The sequence below is a fragment of the Arthrobacter sp. FW306-1B-G06A genome, assembly GCF_058781765.1.
The window spans coordinates 1-18,733 of sequence record NZ_JBYSXB010000051.1 but is presented as its reverse complement, the minus strand read 5'-3'; the positions used below and the strand labels follow the sequence as shown (position 1 = coordinate 18,733).

At 64.5% G+C, this 18,733-nt stretch carries 15 protein-coding genes; 6 read left to right on the top strand and 9 right to left on the bottom strand.

Features of this window, described 5'->3' with window-relative positions; all coding sequences use genetic code 11:
• Window positions 1-13: 13 nt before the first annotated feature.
• From AC3WJM_RS20660 to AC3WJM_RS20620, 9 genes are all read right to left on the bottom strand, one after another.
• Complete coding sequence (locus tag AC3WJM_RS20660; RefSeq protein ID WP_492260166.1) at window positions 14-1,030, bottom strand: fumarylacetoacetate hydrolase family protein; 1,017 nt, start codon at window positions 1,028-1,030, stop codon at window positions 14-16.
• On the bottom strand, window positions 1,027-3,030 hold the full coding sequence (locus AC3WJM_RS20655; protein WP_492260165.1) for an acetoacetate--CoA ligase: 2,004 nt from the start codon (window positions 3,028-3,030) through the stop codon (window positions 1,027-1,029). The genes AC3WJM_RS20660 and AC3WJM_RS20655 overlap by 4 nt, the downstream gene beginning before the upstream one ends.
• Window positions 3,027-3,629: a cupin domain-containing protein gene (locus AC3WJM_RS20650; RefSeq protein ID WP_492272830.1), complete on the bottom strand. Its 603-nt coding sequence runs from the start codon at window positions 3,627-3,629 to the stop codon at window positions 3,027-3,029. Before AC3WJM_RS20650 ends, AC3WJM_RS20655 begins: the two co-directional genes overlap by 4 nt.
• Complete coding sequence (locus tag AC3WJM_RS20645) at window positions 3,626-4,648, bottom strand: fumarylacetoacetate hydrolase family protein (protein WP_492260163.1); 1,023 nt, start codon at window positions 4,646-4,648, stop codon at window positions 3,626-3,628. The genes AC3WJM_RS20650 and AC3WJM_RS20645 overlap by 4 nt, the downstream gene beginning before the upstream one ends.
• A gap of 182 nt (window positions 4,649-4,830) precedes the next feature.
• Window positions 4,831-5,706, bottom strand: a complete 876-nt coding sequence (locus AC3WJM_RS20640; RefSeq protein ID WP_492260162.1) for an ABC transporter substrate-binding protein — start codon at window positions 5,704-5,706, stop codon at window positions 4,831-4,833.
• Window positions 5,703-6,914, bottom strand: a complete 1,212-nt coding sequence (locus AC3WJM_RS20635; protein ID WP_492272829.1) for an acetyl-CoA C-acetyltransferase — start codon at window positions 6,912-6,914, stop codon at window positions 5,703-5,705. The genes AC3WJM_RS20640 and AC3WJM_RS20635 overlap by 4 nt, the downstream gene beginning before the upstream one ends.
• Window positions 6,915-6,926: 12 nt before the next feature.
• Window positions 6,927-7,955, bottom strand: coding sequence for a VOC family protein (locus tag AC3WJM_RS20630; RefSeq protein ID WP_492260160.1), 1,029 nt, complete (start codon window positions 7,953-7,955; stop codon window positions 6,927-6,929).
• A gap of 154 nt (window positions 7,956-8,109) precedes the next feature.
• Window positions 8,110-9,051 (bottom strand): LysR substrate-binding domain-containing protein, encoded by a 942-nt coding sequence (locus AC3WJM_RS20625; RefSeq protein WP_492260159.1) that lies wholly within the window; start codon window positions 9,049-9,051, stop codon window positions 8,110-8,112.
• 2 nt (window positions 9,052-9,053) lie between these two features.
• Window positions 9,054-9,662: a TetR/AcrR family transcriptional regulator gene (locus AC3WJM_RS20620; protein ID WP_492272828.1), complete on the bottom strand. Its 609-nt coding sequence runs from the start codon at window positions 9,660-9,662 to the stop codon at window positions 9,054-9,056.
• 316 nt (window positions 9,663-9,978) lie between these two features.
• Between AC3WJM_RS20620 and AC3WJM_RS20615 the strand changes: the two genes are divergently transcribed.
• The 6 genes from AC3WJM_RS20615 to AC3WJM_RS20590 all read left to right on the top strand — a co-directional run bounded on the left by AC3WJM_RS20615 (window position 9,979) and on the right by AC3WJM_RS20590 (window position 18,511).
• Window positions 9,979-11,187 carry an MFS transporter gene (locus tag AC3WJM_RS20615; protein ID WP_492260157.1) on the top strand — a complete coding sequence of 403 codons (1,209 nt, stop codon included), beginning with the start codon at window positions 9,979-9,981 and terminating at the stop codon, window positions 11,185-11,187.
• A gap of 941 nt (window positions 11,188-12,128) precedes the next feature.
• The gene (locus AC3WJM_RS20610; RefSeq protein WP_492272827.1) at window positions 12,129-13,619 is read left to right on the top strand and encodes a PIN domain-containing protein; all 1,491 of its coding nucleotides are present in this window, start codon (window positions 12,129-12,131) and stop codon (window positions 13,617-13,619) included.
• Window positions 13,592-14,074, top strand: a complete 483-nt coding sequence (locus AC3WJM_RS20605) for an ASCH domain-containing protein (RefSeq protein ID WP_492260155.1) — start codon at window positions 13,592-13,594, stop codon at window positions 14,072-14,074. Before AC3WJM_RS20610 ends, AC3WJM_RS20605 begins: the two co-directional genes overlap by 28 nt.
• Window positions 14,075-14,575: 501 nt before the next feature.
• On the top strand, window positions 14,576-15,733 hold the full coding sequence (locus AC3WJM_RS20600) for a DUF4238 domain-containing protein (RefSeq protein ID WP_492260154.1): 1,158 nt from the start codon (window positions 14,576-14,578) through the stop codon (window positions 15,731-15,733).
• A gap of 431 nt (window positions 15,734-16,164) precedes the next feature.
• Window positions 16,165-17,733 (top strand): IS21 family transposase, encoded by a 1,569-nt coding sequence (gene istA / locus AC3WJM_RS20595; RefSeq protein WP_492272826.1) that lies wholly within the window; start codon window positions 16,165-16,167, stop codon window positions 17,731-17,733.
• Window positions 17,723-18,511, top strand: coding sequence for an ATP-binding protein (locus AC3WJM_RS20590; RefSeq protein WP_492272825.1), 789 nt, complete (start codon window positions 17,723-17,725; stop codon window positions 18,509-18,511). Before istA ends, AC3WJM_RS20590 begins: the two co-directional genes overlap by 11 nt.
• Window positions 18,512-18,733: the final 222 nt, after the last annotated feature.

Here is an 18,733-nt window from a genome sequence, read left to right as displayed (position 1 = left end):
GTGATGAACGGTACTAGTGTGACGCGCTGTCGGCGCGGGTTTCGGGAGCCGCGTGACCGGCGGGGACCGGACCGCGGACCTGGTTGCGTTGGTGTCCCAAACCGGTGATGGTGCTTTCCATGACGTCGCCGTCCTGCAGGAACCGGCCCCAGTGGGAGCCGTTGCCTTGCGGTGATCCGGTAATCACCATGTCTCCCGGCCGCAGCACGACGCGTCCGGAGATGTAGGAGATGAGCCGCGCGATGCCGAACACCATGTCGCCGGTGTTGCCCTGCTGCATGGCCGTGCCGTTGAGGCTGAGCGTGATGTCCAGGTTCTGGGGATCGGGGACGAACCTGGCCGGCACCAGGTAGGGGCCGGTGGGGAAGAAGGTCGGGTGGTTCTTTGACCTCATCCAGTCGGTGCCCATCATCGGGATGTCCGTGCGGGGAACCAGGGACCGCGTGGTGAGGTCGTTGCAGATGGTGTACCCGGCTACGTAGTCCATCGCGTCCTCTTCTGCCACCTGGTAGGCGTCGCGGCCGATAATGACGCCAAGTTCCAGCTCCCAGTCGTGCTCGGACCCCACGGTGGGAAGCCGGACGTCGTCGTTCGCCCCACAGATGGCCGAGGAGGCGCCGACCCAGACGTACGGCTCCCCGGTGCGCGCCCGTTCGTCGATCTCACGCGCGGCTTGTTCGCGCAGTTCGTCCGCTGAGGCGGCTGGGTCCCCGAGCCGATGGGCCACGGTCATCTGGATGACGTGTTCGCGGTAGTTGGCGCCGGCGGCCAGGATCTGCCCGGTGGGCGTGACCGGGGGCAGGATCGTCAGCTCGGACAGGGGGTACGACGGTGTGCGCTCGAGCGTTGCTGGGTCCGCGGTGAATTCGGCGAGGACCTCGATGCTCCGGTCCCAGTCCCTGAGGATTGTGGGCATGTCGACGGCGCCGGGCAGGACGCCCGCGATGTCATGGACTCTGCCGTCGACGACGACGCCGGGAAAGGGAGCCCCGCCGGCGGCGAAGGTGCCCAGTGCGAACGAGGTGGTCATGGTTGGTGCCTTTCGTGGTGCGGCGCGGTGGTCGGGCCCGCATGTGCGGGTGCGTAGCGGGCGTACTGTTGGAGGAGTTCGGCGTCATCGACCGCGCCTAGGTCTGCGACGGAGGACGGCACGGCGCCTTGGATGATCCGTTTGACGGGGACCTCGAGCTTCTTTCCCGTGCGGGTGTGGGGGATGCCCGGGACGGGGATGATGGCGTCGGGGACGTAGCGCGGGGAAAGGTCCCGCCGGATTGCCTCCCTGATGCGAGCGGCCGCTTCGTCGGCGTCTGTCCCGTCCGCGAGGACGACGAACAGGGGCATGTAGTAATCCGATCCCAGTTCGGCGCCGACGACGAGCGCCTCCCGGACTTCGGGCAGCTGCTCGACGATCCGGTAGAGGTCCGCGGATCCCAGCCGGATTCCGTTGCGGTTGAGGGTGGAGTCGGACCGTCCGTGGATCACCGAACTGCCGTCGGAGTCGATCTCGATGAAGTCCCCGTGCCGCCATACTCCCGGGTAGGTGTCGAAGTAGGCCTCGCGGTACCGGCGTCCATCAGGGTCGTTCCAGAAGAAGAGCGGCATCGAGGGCATGGGGTCGACGACGACCAGCTCGCCCTTGGCGCCGAAGAGCCGGCCGCCGGCTTCGTCCCACGCCTGGACGTTCACGCCCAGGGCGGGTGCCTGGAGACGGCCGACCCGCACCGGCAGGGTCGGGACCCCGCAGACAAAGACCGAGGCGATGTCCGTGCCGCCGCTCATGGAGGCCAGCCAGACGTCGCCGACGCTCCCGTAGACCCAGCGGAACCCGTCCTCGGGCAGCGGGGAACCGGTGACGTGCACGGCGCGGAGTGCCGTCAGGTCGAAGTCACGGCGTGGTTCCAGGCCCGCCTTGAGGCAGGCATGGATGTACCCTGCACCGGTCCCGAGCACGGTGACGCGCTCCTGTGCGCTCAGCCGCCAGAGGTGTTCCAGGTCCGGGTGGGTCGGGTTGCCGTCCAGCAGCACTGCGGTGGCACCGCAGCCAAGGGCCGAGACCAATCCGTTCCAGACGACCCAGCTGGTGGAAGCCACGCTGAGAAAGCGGTCGCCGGGGCGGAGGTCGGAGTGGATCGAGAGCATTTTCAGCTCCTCGAGGAGCGCTCCGCCGTGCCCGTGGACGATTCCTTTCGGTACGCCAGTGGTTCCGGAGGAGAAGAGCACCCACAGGGGGTGGTCGAACGGCAGCGTGCTGTACCGGGGCTCGGCCGGTGTGGCGGCCAGGTCCTCCCATTTGTCGCTGGGGATACTCAGGACCGGGGGCGCGGCGTCGGTGTGCCGGTCTACCCAGACGACGCGTTCCAGGGTGGGTAGCTGCTCTACCACGGTGGCGAGATCGGCGGTCCGGTCCCGGTCGCGTCCGCCGAGCCGGTATCCAGGTGCGGCGATCAGGACGCGCGGGTCGAGCTGGCCGAACCGCGAGGCGATGGCGCCGGTTCCGAACTCGGGGGAGCAGATGGTCCAGACGGCGCCGACGCTGGCGCAGGCCAGGAACGCGGCGACGGCTTCAGGGACGTTGGGCAGCACGGCGGCGACGCGGTCCCCGGGCCGGATTCCCATGCCGCGCAAGGCGGCGGCGACGGTGGCGACGAGTTGCCGCAGGCGCTCCCAGGAGATCTCTTCGCGCTGCCCGTCCTCGGCGAGAGCGATCAGCGCCGTGCCGTTCCTGCCTTCGAGCAGATGTTGGGCGAAGTTTACGGTCCGCCCCGGGAACCAGGCGGTGCCCGGCATGGGTCGGCCGTCGGTGGTGGGGCCGGGGGTTCCGCCAAGCTCCACGCCCATAAACTCCCTGAACAGCGGCCAAAAGGCGGCCGGGTCCGCCACGGACCAGCTCCAGAGCTCGTGGTAGTCCGATGCGGTGATTCCGCGGCCCTGCAGCCACTCGGTGAAGCGGGCCACGTTGGACTGCGCCGCGTCCTCTTGAGAGGGGTGCCAGATGACTTCGCCTGACCGGGCGTCGGGTGTGACGATCACGGTCTGGCCGCTTCGGTGCGGGCGGTTCCGAGCTGTGCGGGCGTGGCCGGTTCGGTGCCGAGCAGGGCGAACAACATGCGGCAGTTCCGGCCGGAGCGGTTGGACCAGGCGTGGTTTGTGGCGCGCTGGATGACGACGTCGCCGGCCTTCAGGAGCGTCTCGCCCTCGTCGAGCATCAGGACGATCTCGCCGTCGAGGACGACGGCGTAGTCCAGCGAGTCCGTGCGGTGGAACCAGAAGTGCCGGGGTTTCTGGCCGTCAGAGGGTTTCTGCCGTGCTTCCTCGCCGTCGATTTCGTCGAAGACGACAGAAGCGGCCTTGGCCGGGTAGGTCTCGTCGGGTGGGAAGTCGGCGACGCGCAGGATGGTGCCGCCGGCGGGTGGGAACGTCGGGATGTCGGCATCGGCCGACGCGGCGTCCCGGGGCGTCGCGTGGTCGATGGGGCCGGCGGGTGTCGCCCAGGCGACGCTGGCCCCGAAGCCCGGGACGGTGTCCGAGGACCAGGAGTGCGGTGCGTCGGAATCGAGGTCGATGATGGACCGCCCGAGGGCGTCGTGCCCGGTAACGATCCTTCGCAGCGGGGCTCGTTCGGTGGTCATGACAGGCTCGCTTCCTTGGCGAAGGGGTAGGGGCGGGCGGTCGGCCACCACGGGTAGGCCTCTCGTTCGGCGGAAAGGGTGTTGCGCAACGTACCGACGCCCTCCAGTTCCATGTCGATGGTGTCGCCTGGCTCGAGCTTCCTGCCGAGTTCCAGCGCCGATCCAAACCCCATGGTTCCGGAGCCGATGATGTCGCCTGGCTGCAGGCGGTCCGCGATGGAAACGTAGGCGACCAGTTCCTCGGGCGAGTACAGCATGTCGGTGGCCTCGCAGGAAGTCCATTGCTGCCCGTTGACGCTAACGGTGGCCTTCAGCCCGTCGACCGAGGCGATCTCGTCGATGGTGGTGATCCATGGACCGATCCCGTAGGCGAAGTCCTTGCATTTTTGTGGACCCATGCCGATGGCCATTTCGCTGCCCTGGATGTCCCGTGCGCTGAAGTCGTTGAAGATGGTGATCCCGAAGACGTGGTCGAACGAGGTCCCGGGGGTCAGGTTACGGCCGGGGGTTCCGATCACGTAGCCGATCTCCACTTCGTAGTCGAGGGCGTCGCTGAAGGAGGGGTAGGGGATCTCTTCGCCGTGGCCGTAGACGGTTGCGGTTGAGCCCTTGAAGTATCCGGGGATTTTGTAGATGTTCGGGTTGGGCAGGCTCTTGGTGACCGTTTCGGCGAAGTTGACGATGTGCTGGTTGAAGGTCAGTCCGTCCCGGATGACCGGCGGGTCGACGGCGGCGCGCCACTGGGCCTCTGCCATGGGAAGGGAGGCGTCGTCGGCTGCGTCGAGGGCCTGCGCTGCGGCTTCCAGGAAGAAGGGGCCCGCGCCGATGGCGGCGGACATGCTGGGCGGGAAGATTTCCCTGGCCAGGCGGCGGGCGGAAGCCTGGGAGGCTCCACGTCGCTGTTGTGCCACGGAGAAGGCCGTGGCGAGGTCAACCACGCGTCCTTCCTCGGGAAGCGCGGCGACGATCCGCAGCTCCTCGCCATCAGGTGTGGTTCGGGCGATTCTGCCAAGTTTCACGGGGTTCCTCTTCTTTGTTCTGTTGGCCGGGGCCGGGGGGCCGGCGCCGGGCGTCTGAGCCGGTGGTTCTAGGGGCGGGGGATCGCGCCACGAGAATAATCATTGAATACGAAACGTACTGTTTTGGATATGGGATGGCAAGGCTTTTACAAACGGGCGAGAGGCCCGGGGTGGTGTCGAGGTCAAGCCCTACAGCGGCCCGGCGGCTTCGCCGACACTTTCTCGAGCGGGACAGGTTCCCAGAGGGAATCGATCCCCGCGAAGGAAGCCGGTAGCGTGCCGAGTTCCGCCCGCAGGCGGACGATCGTTCGGAGGCCCGCTTTAGAGGGAATGAGGCTGGTCGCCCGAGAGTCCCAGGCCGTGAGACTGGAGCGTTCGCCAAAGCCGGCCCCGCGCAGGACATCCGCCCCTTGGTCCGTTGAGGCGCCCTCGGCCCAGACAACGGAGCGGTTCAGTGCCGTCAGATAGGGGTCCAGTAGCGGACGAAGCTCCGGGATCCGCGCCCGGCGCACCACCAGTCCCTGGCCCGGGTAGTCGGGATAGCGGTCGTTGAGGTCCAGGATTCTGACGAATCCGGCGTCTTCGGCCATCTCGTCCAGCGGTGGCCCGAGCAGGGTTGCATCCACCGTATCGTCGACGAGCGCCGTGAACCGTTCGCGTACGCCTCCGACCTCGACATAGTCGACGTCGACGTCCTGGAGCGCGTGCCTGGCGACGATCGAGAATCCGTTATGGGGTGCGTCGACGGCGAACCGGGCGCCCGTCAGGTCGCCGGGCCGGCGTATCCCTGGACGGACATAGAGCCCCAGCGGGGTCGTCTGTTCCAGCTGTGCCACGAGCGCGAAGTCGCCGCCCTGCTCGTTCCAGATCAGGAGGTTGTCCATGGCTGTTACGGCGAGGTCCCTCTCCCCGCTCAGCAGCTCCTCGCGTTGCTGGTCGCTGGAGCGCGTCGCCGACGTTTCCAGTTGAATGCCTGCCTCTGCGAAGAATCCTAGATGCGATGCGATGGCCTGCAGAGTGGGCGGGACGAACTGGGTTTGCCTCAGGGTGGATGTCATAGCCGTTCCACCACCATGGCCATGCCCTGTCCGCCGCCCACGCATAGTGTGGCCAGGCCGAGGGTTCCGTCGCGGTGCCGCAGTCCGTTGATGAGGGTGGCCAACATGCGTACACCCGTGGCACCAAAGGGATGCCCCAGGGCGATTGCCCCGCCGTGGGGATTCACTCTGTCTATATCGGCGCCGAGTTGGCGGATGGAGGGCACAACCTGGGCTGCAAAGGCCTCGTTCAGCTCAATGACGTCAACGTCCCCGATCCCCAGACCGGCGCGTTGGAGGGCGATGCGGCTGGCGTCGACGGGGCCAAGTCCCATGATCTCCGGCGAAAGCGCCGACACGGCTGTGGAGACGATGCGGGCCTCGGGCCGCAGGCCCAGGGCCCGTGCCTTGGCCGCGCTCGTGATCACGGCGGCAGAAGCGCCGTCGTTCAGCGGGCTGGCGTTGCCCGCCGTCACTGTGCCACCGGGGTGGAATGCAGGCACGAGTCCCGCGAGGATCCCGGCCGTGGTGGCCGGGCGAGGGCAATCGTCCGCGGATACGGTCGTGCCGTCGGGCAGGGTCGCCGGGGCGATTTCCCGGGAGAAGAAGCTGGTGGCCGCGGCGTCCGCTGCGCGTTGTTGGGAGAGCAGCGCGTAGTCATCCTGATCCCGGCGGGTGGTGCCCGTGGTCCGGGCAACGAACTCGGCGGTCCATCCCATCGAGATGTAGGCGTCCGGCAGCACGCTGCGCTGGCGCGGGTCGGTCCATGCCAGGTCCTGGTCGAAGACGCGCCGTGCGATGTCCCGGGGTGCGTTGAAGGCCGGGTGGCGGGCCTCGCGGTGGTGTGCGGCGTCGTAGCGCGAGACGCACTCGACGCCGCCGACGAGGAAAGCGTCGCCCTCACCTGCCCGGATGGCGTGGAACGCCATCCGGGCAGCCTGCAACGACGAGGCGCAGAAACGATTGACGGTCGTGCCCGGCAGGCCATCGAGTCCGGCCATGATGGCAACCCGGCGGGCAATGTTCTGCCCGTGCTCACCCTCCGGCGCGGCGCAGCCAAGGCTGAAGTCCACCAAGTCGGCGGGGGCCAGTTCCGGCACCCGGTCCAAGACGGCCCGGACCGTGCCCAGGACCAGGTCTTCGGGCCGTACGTCCTTTAGTGACCCTTTGGCCGCCCGGCCGATAGGGCTCCTGAGTGCCGAGACGATTACCGCGTCATTCAACTGCATTCCGCCATCTCCCTAGGCCTGGAACGCGGGGGACTTTATGGCAGCCGCCTTGATCAGCTCGGCCTCGCTGCCAGGCACCAGGCCCTGTTCGGTGGCGGTGGGAGCAGCGGCCAGGGGGAATGCCTCCAGCATGGACTGCGGAAGTTCCCGGTTCCGGTACTGGTCGTTAGCACCCAGTTCGGGGGTCCACCGGTTCGGCTGCCAGTCCGGGACGTAGTTGCGGTAGCCGCCCGTATTGACCTCGATGCGCAATCCGCTGGCCTCGCGGAAGTACAAGTAGTCCTGCTCGCCGATGCCATGAACGCCGGGGCCGAATTCCATCGGTGTCCCGTTCTCGATGAGCAGGTCCGCTGCGCGGGCCAGTTCGGCCTGTGTGTCGAGCCAGAACGCGTAGTGGTGGATACGCCCCGGACGGTCTGAGGCATCGAGCAGAATCCCCAGGTCGTGGGACTTCTCGTTCGTGGTCAGAACCCCAAAGAAAGTCACCTCAGGGTTCTCAAAGTCCGCGAACGCCATGATCCGGAACCCCAGGACCTCGTTGTACCAATTCGCGAAGCCCTTCACATCGGACGCCGCGATGGTGACGTGGTCAAGTTGACGGGGCGCGATGCCCCGGTCGCTGCGCTTGGACGGACGATCAGGGTAGGTTGAGGCGAGTTCGCCGTGCGCCTTGTACAGCTCGACGTCCCAGAACAGCTGCATTGTGTGGCCATAGGGGCCGGTAAAGAGGTACGAGCGGCCGATGCCCTCGCCGGCGTCTTTCCATGCGCCCGCGTACTCGGTGGCATCGATCCGGCGCGCGGCCTCGTCGAGGGCCTCCGCGCTGCTCGTGCGCCAGGCCATGGAGACCATGCCCGGCTCGTCGCCCTGAACCAGCACGACACTGTAGGCGTAGTAGTCACCCCAGCAGCGTAGAAAGACCTTCTCGTCGGTCCGTTCGACGACCCGAAGGCCGACCTGTTCCTCGTAGTAGCGAATCGACTCTTCGAGGTCGGTGGCGTAGATCTCGATGTGGGACAGGTGGGAAAGGAGCTTGATCATCATTGATCCTTTTCGTGGAAGTGCGGATGGTTTGTGGCCGGCACTATCCACTGTGTGTCATCACACACATATTGGGAAGACGATATTTGCTATGCCTACGTATCGTCATACCTGATACCCAACGAGGTCCAGACGCAAGGGCGCCGCGGGAGAACTAGGCGCGGTCCGGCGGTAGAAGAGGGGCGCAGGCGGACGCCAACTGCTCCCGAAGCCAGCGGTGCGCGGGGTCGTATTCCCTGTCGCGGTGCCACCAGAACGCCTCTGAAATGGGGGACAGCAGGATGGGAGGCGGCACGATGCGCAGGCCAGTCGAGGCGCGGACAGCGTCTTCTGCCAAGCGCTTGGGTAGCAGGGCTATCCGGTTGGATCCATCGACCAGGGACGGGATGACGAAGAAGTGCGGAGTGATGGTGCTGACCAGGGGGTGCAGTCCGGCGATCTGCAGCTGGCGGGCGGCCGGAGTGAGGGCGCCGGGCCCCCAGATGGTGGTGATCCAGGGCGAGGAGAGCAGCTCGTCAGCCGTTGGGATCTCGCTGAGGGCGGGATTGTCGACGGCAACGAGACAGGCCCAGTCGTCGACCAGGACATCCAGATGCGGCTGTTGAGTGAGATACCCGTGGGGAAGGAACATTCCGTCGACGTCCCGCAGCGAGTCGGGCGCTTCGTCGACATGGGACGTAAGGATTTGGTCGAATCTTAGTCGGATCCCGGGCGCAGTTCCGGCCAACCGGGCCAGGAGCCGCCTGCCAACCTGCGACGTGGCGTAGTCCGTGGCGAGGATACGGAACTCGCGCGTGCTTTCCGCCGGCCTGAACTCCAACTGCGCACTTGCGATTCGTTCGACCCCGTGCAGAGCGGCGGGCAGTTCGTCCCTGAGGCGAGTGGCCAGGGCGCTCAGGAGGTACGCATTGCCTTCGCGCACCAGGAGGGGATCATCGAAGTGTCGCCGGAGCTTGGCGAGGAAGCCCGAAGCCGTTGGTTGGCTGACCCTGAGCCGGGCTGCGGCGGAACTGACGTTCCGTTCCTCCAGCAGGACTGCCAGCGGGATCAGGAGATTGAGGTCCAGCTGGATGCTGGGTCGCGCAGGCGATCCCACCGCTAGCCGCCCGACCCCTGGGCCACCGGCGCCGATGACGGTGCGAGGCCGCGCATTGCACCGTCGAAGACCTGCTCGGCGAAGTCGTCGTCGAGCGGTCCGGTGCCGAGCAGCAGGCGGTGATAAATCGGTGAGTAAAGCAGCGCCGCGGCGACATCGGGTTCGATGTCGCCGCGGATGACGCCACCGTCCATGCCGCGCAGAATGATTGCCCGGACCACCTGGTTTCGACCTGACCAGAAGCGCTCCCGGAAAGCGTTCAACGCCTCGTCGTCGTATTGCCCTGCCGCAACCAACTGGGCCACGATCCGGCCGACGGGCCCGGCGTACTGCCGCACCACCGTTCGCACGTGGCTGCGGAGGGCAGCGACGGCGTTCAGGTCGTCTCCGGGAGCCGTATGGGAGATGTGGTCTTCGATGAAGGCATCGAGGACCACCGCACTCTTGCTCGGCCACCAGCGGTAGATGGTTGCCTTGCTGACCCCCGCCCTCGACGCGATGGCCTCCATGGTCAGCTGTTCGAGCGTCAGGCCCTCGCCGTCGCGCGCTCCAAGCAGATGCAGGGCAGCTGCGAGGATCGATTGTCGACTGGTTTCACTTCGGGTGACCATGGCGCCATATTAGCCGAAAGTCCACCAATGCGAAACGGGGCGTTTCGCATCAATGAGCTATGTGCCGATGAGCGCCGGCCCTTTTTAGCTGCAGCATTATGCCGATACAGCCTATCGGAGCAGCAAATACCGCTGACAAGGAGCCCTCGGGAAAACGCGGCCGGGACGCGGGATTCGGCATCCGGGTCGGGTGCGTATCGCTCGGGGGCATAGGAGGCATCGGGAGGATTTATTTCCGCTGACTCCTCATTGCCACCCATAGTGAGGCTCATCACACCCACCAATGGCGGTGGGTCCGACGCCTTGAAGGGAAACCATGGAAAACGTTACTACGGGGGCACCGCTCACAGCGGCACAGACGCACCAACGGCAGGCCGGGCGGATACATGCGGTCCTGCTTCTGGCAGGCAGCTGCATGCCCGTGCTGGGCGCCGTCCTTTTGGCCCCAGTCCTGCCGTCCATGACCGCGGCGTTCGCAACTACCCCCGGCGCCGAGATCCTGGTACCGGTCGTCCTGACCGTGCCTGCGCTCATGGTCGCCGTCCTTGCACCGTTCGCCGGCGCCGTCGCGGACCGGTTGGGCCGCAAGAACCTGCTGCTTGCCGCCCTGGTGCTCTACTCAATCTTCGGAACTGCGCCGCTGTGGCTGGATTCCCTGACATCGATCGTGGCTTCCCGGATCGGGGTGGGTGTGGCTGAGGCGGCGATCATGACGGTCTGCACTACCCTGATCACCGACTACTACTCAGGCAAGCAACGAGACAAGTACCTGGGCATGCAGGTGCTTGTCGCCACACTGGCCGCCACAGCGTTCTTCGCCGTCGGCGGCGCCCTCGGCAGCCAAGGGTGGCGGACTCCGTTCTGGCTCTACGCCATCGCCGTGGTCATCGCCGTCCCCATGGCGTACTTCTTCTGGGAGCCCACCACACGGACCGCCGAGCAGAGGCGCGCACCCGTGCCATGGCGTCAAATCGCCATGCCGTCCCTCGTGACGCTGTTCGGCGGGATCATCTTCTACGCCCTGGTCGTCCAGCTGCCCTACGTGCTCACAGGCCTCGGGGTCACCAACGTCAGTCTGATCGGAGCCGGAACGGCACTGGCCTCATTGGCAACCGCCGCCGGGGCGTTCTCCTTCCGCAGCACCGCGAAGCACGGGCCGAACCGGTTGCTGCCCGTCGCGTTCAGCCTGGCCGGCATCGGCCTGCTGGCCGTATGGTTCGGCGGCACCGTCCCAACGGTGCTGGCCGGCGCCGTCGTAACCAGCGCCGGGACCGGGCTGATGCTGCCCACGCTGCTGACCTGGGCGGTCTCCGGACTCCGCCTCGAACAACGAGGCCGGGGTACCGGAATCTGGACCGGATCACTCTACATCGGCCAGTTCGTCTCCCCGATCATCCTCGGCGTCACAGCCGCCGCCTTCGGCGGCCTGACCATCGCGTTGGGAATCCTCGGGATCCTGTCCCTCATGGCCGCCGCAGTCCTCGCCCTGACCCGCCCCCAGAGGGCACGCGTACCCGTGGAGTAAGGCACCATCCCACTGCGATCACCACATGTTCAGTAACTGCCGAGTTCCGACCCCGCGATGGAAAGGAGAAGAGATGCCTCCCGTTCTCGAGGCTATCTAGCGGACCTTCCGGTCCTGGGCAGCGGTGCCGTTGCCACCCTGGACGCAGCCGGAGTGCTGATTTAGCAGGGATCTTTTCTCCTCGTTTATGAGCGAAAAACATACCCCTCACATAGACCCCCGGGTCCCTGCCCTTAACCATGGAGATGATGATGAGCTCGTATACCAGGCTTATCTGGTGTCGACACGGTCGCCGGGGACGTCCTCGAACCGAGTGATCAGCGGCCGTCGCCCTCGGAGTCTGGGTGCTCATGAACGGTCTTGGGACCGCCTGCCATGCAGCGCGCAGTTCTCGATGACGAACGTCGCGCTCGGCTGGGTGCGGCTGAGGGACTTCGAGCGCGTTCACCTGTTCGACCTCGCCCGGCGCGGTGCCGCGACAGCTCCTCCCGCGGAGCGGAACGAGCCTTCTACGGTGCGCTCTTCGCTCCGACGCCTCGTCGAGAGCAGGTCATCCGGCGGTACGGGGGCGTGTTGGACAGCTTTGATGACCGTAGCGTTGTCGACGACTTCAGTCGGCACCTTGGTCCTCGTCTTATCAGGCTGCTCAGTGAGTATCTGATGCGTAGCTCACTTTGAATATCCAGTGGCAGGGTCTTGTGCGGAAGGCAGGCCGGATCGCGGTTGCGTTCGAGTCCTCGGGGGTCATGGCTTCGGAGGCTGCTTTGGCCTGTTCACAGGTCTTGTCTTCGGCGCTAACGCGGCCCATCTGGCCGTCGGCGGCTTCTAGAGTCACTTTCTGCCCCGCCGCCGTGGCAAAGGGCCACCGTGAGCTCAGGTCGGTAGCGTAGGCGGCAGGGACAACGCGGATGGTATGCCGCATTCGAGAGCTTGGGGAGAAAATGGGAAGCCGCACGAGGTATATGGGGGACCTGCGAGTCCTGATGGACACAAATATTGTTCTCGCCATCGAGGGTGATGAGGATGCAGATCACGTCAACCACCAGTCGGCGTCGAAGGTTTATCGCCTTGTTCTGGACGCCGGCGGCCAGATCTCCATCGTGGAGAATCAATTTGACGACATCTCGCGGATTCGGGATCGCCAGCTAAGGGACCGCCGGCGCCGTCAGTTGGAGAAGTATCCGCGGTTGGCACGTGTTGAACTCACCACAGGGTTCCTGAATGAGGCACGTTATGCACCGGATCTGGGGGCCCGCACTAACGACGGTGTGGACGCCGCGCTGCTTCTTACACTGCAACGCAATGCCGCCACCTGGCTGATAACTGAGGACCGGAAGCTCCACGCGCATGCCCGTCATGCTGGACTTCAAGAGCGCGTGATGATGCTCGATGACGCCCAAGGGGTGTTGACGGCACTATCGGGGCAGCTGCCAGCTCATTATTCGGTCGATGACGTCCAGCCTCACACCATAGATCCGGTCCAACCGTTCTTTGATTCACTTCGAGCTGATTATGTGGACTTTTCCGGCTGGTGGGACAAGGTCGTTGCCGAAAGACGGACCAGTCTGGTCATAGGGGGCGGCAGGGACATCCGTGGCCTGGCGGTCCTCGATCGTCAGAAACCGGAAGTGTCCGGATTGGCCGGGAACAGCGTGAAGATCTGTACATTCAAGATTGCCGAAGCCAACCAGGGTAAGAAATTGGGAGAGACACTGCTGGAAGCAGTCATAGCCCGCATCCGGTCGATGCGGGCTGACACCTGCTTCATCGAGGCTTCCTTGGACAAAGAGCCCTTGCTCGCGATGCTGAGGGAATTCGGCTTCTTCGATTTGGGCCCTAAACCGGGGGCGTCCGGCCAAATTGTGCTTGGCAAGATCCTGGAGCCCAGCGTTGACCAAGAGCCGCCTGAGCACCCCCTTGAGTACAACAAGCGCTACGGCCCTGGAAAGCGACGTGTGAACAGGGCTTTCCTCGTCCCTATCATTCCGGTATTCCACAGCATGCTCTTCCCTGCGTCCGAACCACAGCAGTCGTTCTTCGATTCGACCTATGGAAACGCGATCCGTAAGGTATACATCTGCCACTCAGGTATAAAAGCGTTGGAGCCGGGCGACACTCTGTTCTTCCTCCGGACGCACGAAAGGCGGGCTGTGCATGCTGTCGGCGTCGTTGAGGAAACACGACGCACCAGCGTCCTGGCCGACGTGCTGAGTTTCGCCGGAGCACGCACTGTATACCGTGCCGAGGAACTCCAGAAGATGTGCGAAAAGGAGGTGTTGGCGGTCAAATTCAGGCTGGACCAAGTCCTGGACGCTCCGGTGACCCGTGAGAAGCTCAAAATGCTGGGAGTCATGGAAGAGTCCCCGCAGTCCATCGCCCAAATCAAATCAGAGGAAGGAATTCAGTGGGCCAGAACGCTCCAGGGAGGGTAGCCCTGATGTCTATCAGACCGGAGTTTGCTGACGCGATTCTTTCTGGCGAGAAAGTTGTTGAGTTCCGCAAGCGGCCCGTCGCCGATGATGTCAGCCACGTTCTGATCTATGCCACGATGCCTGTTGGCTCACTTCTTGGGTGGTTTTCTGTCCGCGGGCAGAAGACCATGTCCCCGAAGAGGCTTTGGTCCACATTCCGTGCAGTTGGTGGGATCTCAAAGAGCAGGTTCTTTGACTACTACGACCAGCGGGAGCACGGAACAGGGATCCTGGTCGAGACCGCCGGCCGATTCCTTGAACCGGTCCCCCTGTCTGAACTGGGCACGACCCTTCGTCCCCCACAGAGCTTCCAGTATCTGACCGCAGCGCAGTCAGACATATTCTTCAAGATGGTGCAGACCCAGCCGAAGGTTGAGTCGGACTCCGAGCTGCTTCCGCTGGCTCGTGTTGGCTGATGCTCCCGGCGAAGCGTGAACGCCCAACACCATGAGCAGCATGGGCTCGGGGCATGAGAAGAATGCGTCGGCACTGGTTGGGCACTGCACCGATGGTGCCGCCTTGATGTTCCTTACCAAGAACGAGCTGTGGGCGGTTCGGCGGCGTTCATGAACGATACGAACGAACTACTGTGTGGCAGCATCAGCTTCGACAGCATTTTGAGGATCAGCGGGCAGCGCTGCCGACGGACGTCATCGAGGGGTTGGAAAGTTACATTCCCGAAGTAAGGGGGAGATCGCGGCATTCATTTGTGCTTTCCGCCTCATCTGACGGCGACAGCATAAGCATGTGGCGCTACCACGGCCGCCATCAAGTCAGCCTTGCAGTCGGGCTCGACCGAAACGAGCCTCTGGTTCCGCAATGGGGAGTCGCGGTTCCGTAGTTTTTCGCAGGTTAAGGAATGACGCGTGGCCAGACACAGTTCCGCCAGTGCTGTCCTCTTTGGATACGCTCCTGAGATGGGATCGGAACTTACGTATGACCTATGGGCTACGGCAGCTGCGCGGGCTGCTGCAATGACAGCGGCTGGGCAGGAGCCAAGACGCCATCATCTCGTCCCCCGGTTCTACATCGATCGCTGGGCTGTCGACGGGCGAGTAAGAGTCGTTGACCTACTGCGCCGGCGGAACGCCTACGAACTCTCTCCGGCTCAGGCCGCGTTGGAGACTGACTTCTATCGACTCGATGAGCCGGACGATGAGACCTCTCCGGTCTATTGGGAAGCGTGGCTTTCGGAGGTCGAGAGGAAGGCCGCGGCATCGATCGCACGCATCGATGCTGCCGGCCCGGGGGCGATGGACGACGAAGCACATCAATGGCTATGTCTCTTTCTGGCTGTGCAGATGACGCGCAGCCGCTCTGCGCGTCTGCGGCGGCGTGCAATGATTGCCGAGCAGATGGCCCGAGTCTTGGAGATCGGCGGACCTGAAGATCTCGCGCGCGAATTGTCCGGCGCTGACCGGTCGTTCGGTTCCGATGACCTCGAAGCGCTTGTTGCAGATGTCGAACGTTTCCGCGCCGATCCGTCGCAACTGCCACTCCCAAGGAAAGAAGACCTGGAGTCGTCAGCAAAAACAGCGACACATATCGCCGGCATCCTCATGACACGCCATGTAACCCTTTATGGGACTCGAAGGGCGCTAATTACTTGTGATGAGCCTGTCGTCGAGCTACATGAGTACATGGCCAATCCCGCGATAGGGGGTGGGGTGTGGGGCGCTCCGATTCTGGCCTTCCCTTTGGGTCCCTATTCTGTGCTTGCTTTGTACCGACGTGATCTGGAGCCTCCCTTGGAGCCTGGCTCGATGCTAGCGACGAGCGAAGCGATCGACCTAAACAGTTCGATCCTCGCGAATGCGCATAGCTTCGCGATCGCTAGCGCGGGAGACAGCATTGCGGAGAGGCTGTACCTTCCCTCGCAGCCGGTCAGCATCCGGTCTCAGCTGATCGACTTACCCAATTCGGACGAATCCCTATTACGGTTCTGGACGCCGCGAAGATGGGAGGGCCAGCACGATGCACCCGTCCGTGTGGTCAATCGATGGTGGTCCGGGCACATACCCGCAGCTCCTCGTCCGACTCCTGAGGAACAGAAGATCATTGACGGTTGGGGTTAGTGGAAGTAGGGAAATACATCGCGCGGATGCGTTCGACCCAAAACCATTTCCAGCAACCGAAGTACCAAGACTGGAAAGAGCCATGGCCAAGGCCGCTCTGAGACAAGAACTGCGCGTACTTGGCCAGCTGAATAACAAGCCATCTCGGGTGAGACAGACAAAACCGAGAAAAATGTAGGGAACTGTCTCCATTGTAAGCGGCAACTTTAAACTGACCGGAGACGGCAAAACTGATTGACCGTTCGCGGCAGTGGTTTTGACCAGCGGCGGCAAGCATTTTTGGACAGCAGTAGGCCATGGTGTGTGGCTTGGCGTGCTGGGATTCCCCTTGTCCATTCCTCGTGTCGTTACGAGGAGAGCCCCTTCCTTCCGCGGTGAAATGGCGATGCCAATCGTGTATTTCACCCGTTGCGGGAAGGAAGGGGCTCGTTATGAAGTCTCCAGGAGAGTTCATGGAAATTTTAGCTGCTTACGATTTGACCCGGTCCTACCGGGATGCCGCGAAGATCTGCGGCGTTTCACACAATACGGTGCGCTCTTATGTGAAGGCCCGTCAGGAAGGCGCGCAGGCGCCGGTGGCCCGGCACCGCGGCCGGATGACCGACCCGTTCCTGCCGCAGATGATCTCCTGGGTCGAGCAGTCCCGTGGGAAGATCCGCGGTGATGTCGTGCATGAGAAGCTCCTCGCTCTGGGGTTCACCGGGTGTGAGCGGACAACCAGGGCCACGCTGGCTGAACTGAAGGCCAAATACCGGGCCCGGAACGTGCGCGTGCACCGGCCCTGGACGCCGGAGCCGGGTCTATGGCTCCAGTTCGACTACGGGGATGGCCCCGTGGTTGACGGTGTGAAGACCGTGTTGTTCGTCGCTTGGCTGGCCTTCTCGCGGTTCCGGATCGTGATCGCCTTGCGGGACAAGACCATGCCGAGCGTCTTCGCCGCCCTGGACCGGACGTTTAGGCTGATCGGCGGGATCCCGACCTACATTTTGACTGACAACGAGAAGACGGTCACGATCGAGCACGTCGCCGGGATCCCCGTGCGGAACGCGCAGATCGTGGCGTTTTCCAGGCACTATTCGACGTCCATGCAGACGTGCATTCCGGCCGACCCGGCCTCGAAGGGCGGGGTGGAGAACGCGGTCAAGATCGCCAAAGCCGACCTCGTCCCCAAAGAGACGAACCTGCTGCCCGAGTACCGGTCCTTCGCCGAGCTGGAGGCTGCGTGTGAGGCGTTCATGGAGGAGGTGAACTCGCGGGTTCACCGGGCCACTCTGGAGATCCCGAAGGACATGCTCCGCGTTCTCGAACGTCCCCGGCTGCACCCGGTCCCGGAAACCCCCGTGACGGCCAGTTTCGGCCACACCCGCCAGGTCCCGCCGAACACGCCCATGATCACCTTCGAACAGTCCCGGTACTCCGTCCCGCACACCCTGATGGGTGAGATGGTCTGGGTCCGCGGCACCGAGACCGAGGTCGTCATCGTCCACGTCGGGGACGCCGGCCCGGTGGAGGTCGCACGGCACCAGCTCACCCGCCCAGGGACCCCGGCGATCATCGACGCCCATTTCCCGCCGGCCCCGTCCGGTGCCCTCGAACGGGTCATCCGCCCCACCAACAAGGCCGAGGAAGAGTTCCTGGCCATCGGCGCCGGCGCCGCGCTCTGGCTCAAGGAAGCCGCCGCTGCCGGAACCCAGAAGATCCGGCACAAAATGGAACGCGCCGTCACCCTCGCCAAGGTCCTGGGCGCCGGCGAGGTCGACAAGGGCCTCGGGGCGGCAGCGGTGCATCAACGCTTCACCCACGAGGACCTGTGCTCCATCGTCAATACCGCCGGCGGCACAGGCCACACCACCAGCGCCACCCGCACCGTCACCGACCAGGGCCAATGGTTGAGCCAGGGCACCGGCTCCTGGGCGAATTTCGGCACGACACCCACGACTGCCCCGACCACCGATCCAGTCGTTGACGGCGATTTTGAAGGAGCCCTCGATGAGCGCTAACACCATGTCCCCGCCCCTGACCGACGCGGCGGTGGAGCAGGTGATCGCGCTGATGCGCACGACCCGGATGCCGCACGCCCGCGCCGTCGTCGCCGATGTCCTAGCCACCGCGAAAGCCCAACGCTGGGACCCCACCGAGGTCGTCCGTGTCCTGCTCGAAGCCGAAGCCACCGGTCGGAACGCCTCGATGCTGGCCACGCGGCGTAAACGCGCAGGTTTCCCCTCCGGGAAGACCTTCGATGTCTGGGATGAGGCTCTGTCCACCCTCCCGGCCGCAACGACATCGTTCCTGCGCACCCTGGAATGGGTGCGGCGCCGGGAGAACCTGATCGCCTGCGGGCCCTCCGGCACCGGCAAAACCCTGCTGCTGGAGTCCTTGGGCCAGCAGGCCATCGACCAGGGCATGTCCGTGTCCTGGCTGAGCATGGAAGACCTCGGCGCCCTCGTGCGCCGGCACCGCATCGATGACAGCGTCAACAAAGCCATCACCCGGGCTACCAGCGTGGATCTGATTTGCGTCGATGACATAGGTCTCTTACAGGTTTCCGCGGACTCGGCCGAGGGCTTCTACCGCGTCGTGGAGGCCTCCTACGAGAAGCGGTCCCTGGCGATCAGCTCGAACATCCACCCCTCCGGCTTCGATGAACTCATGCCCAAAACCATCGCCACCGCGACCGTTGACCGGCTCCTCCACCACGCCCACCTCTGCCAAACCAGCGGCGAGTCCGTCCGGCTCATGCAAGCCCAAAACGGGAAAGGAACCCGCCCCATGAACTAACCCCAAACCCTGGTTAGGCGCCCCGAAACCCGGCTCGCCCGGGGCGCCTAACCCCTGTCCAAAATACTTGCCGCGACCGGTCAATCACCTGCCGCCAGCGGGCAAACCAACATGCCGCCACCGGTCACTTCTAAGTTGCCGTTGAGGGACTGTCCGATAAACGGTGGATTCAGGGGTTGGTCTGACACGCCGGGCAGCGTGCCTGGCAGGGAGGACTGATCA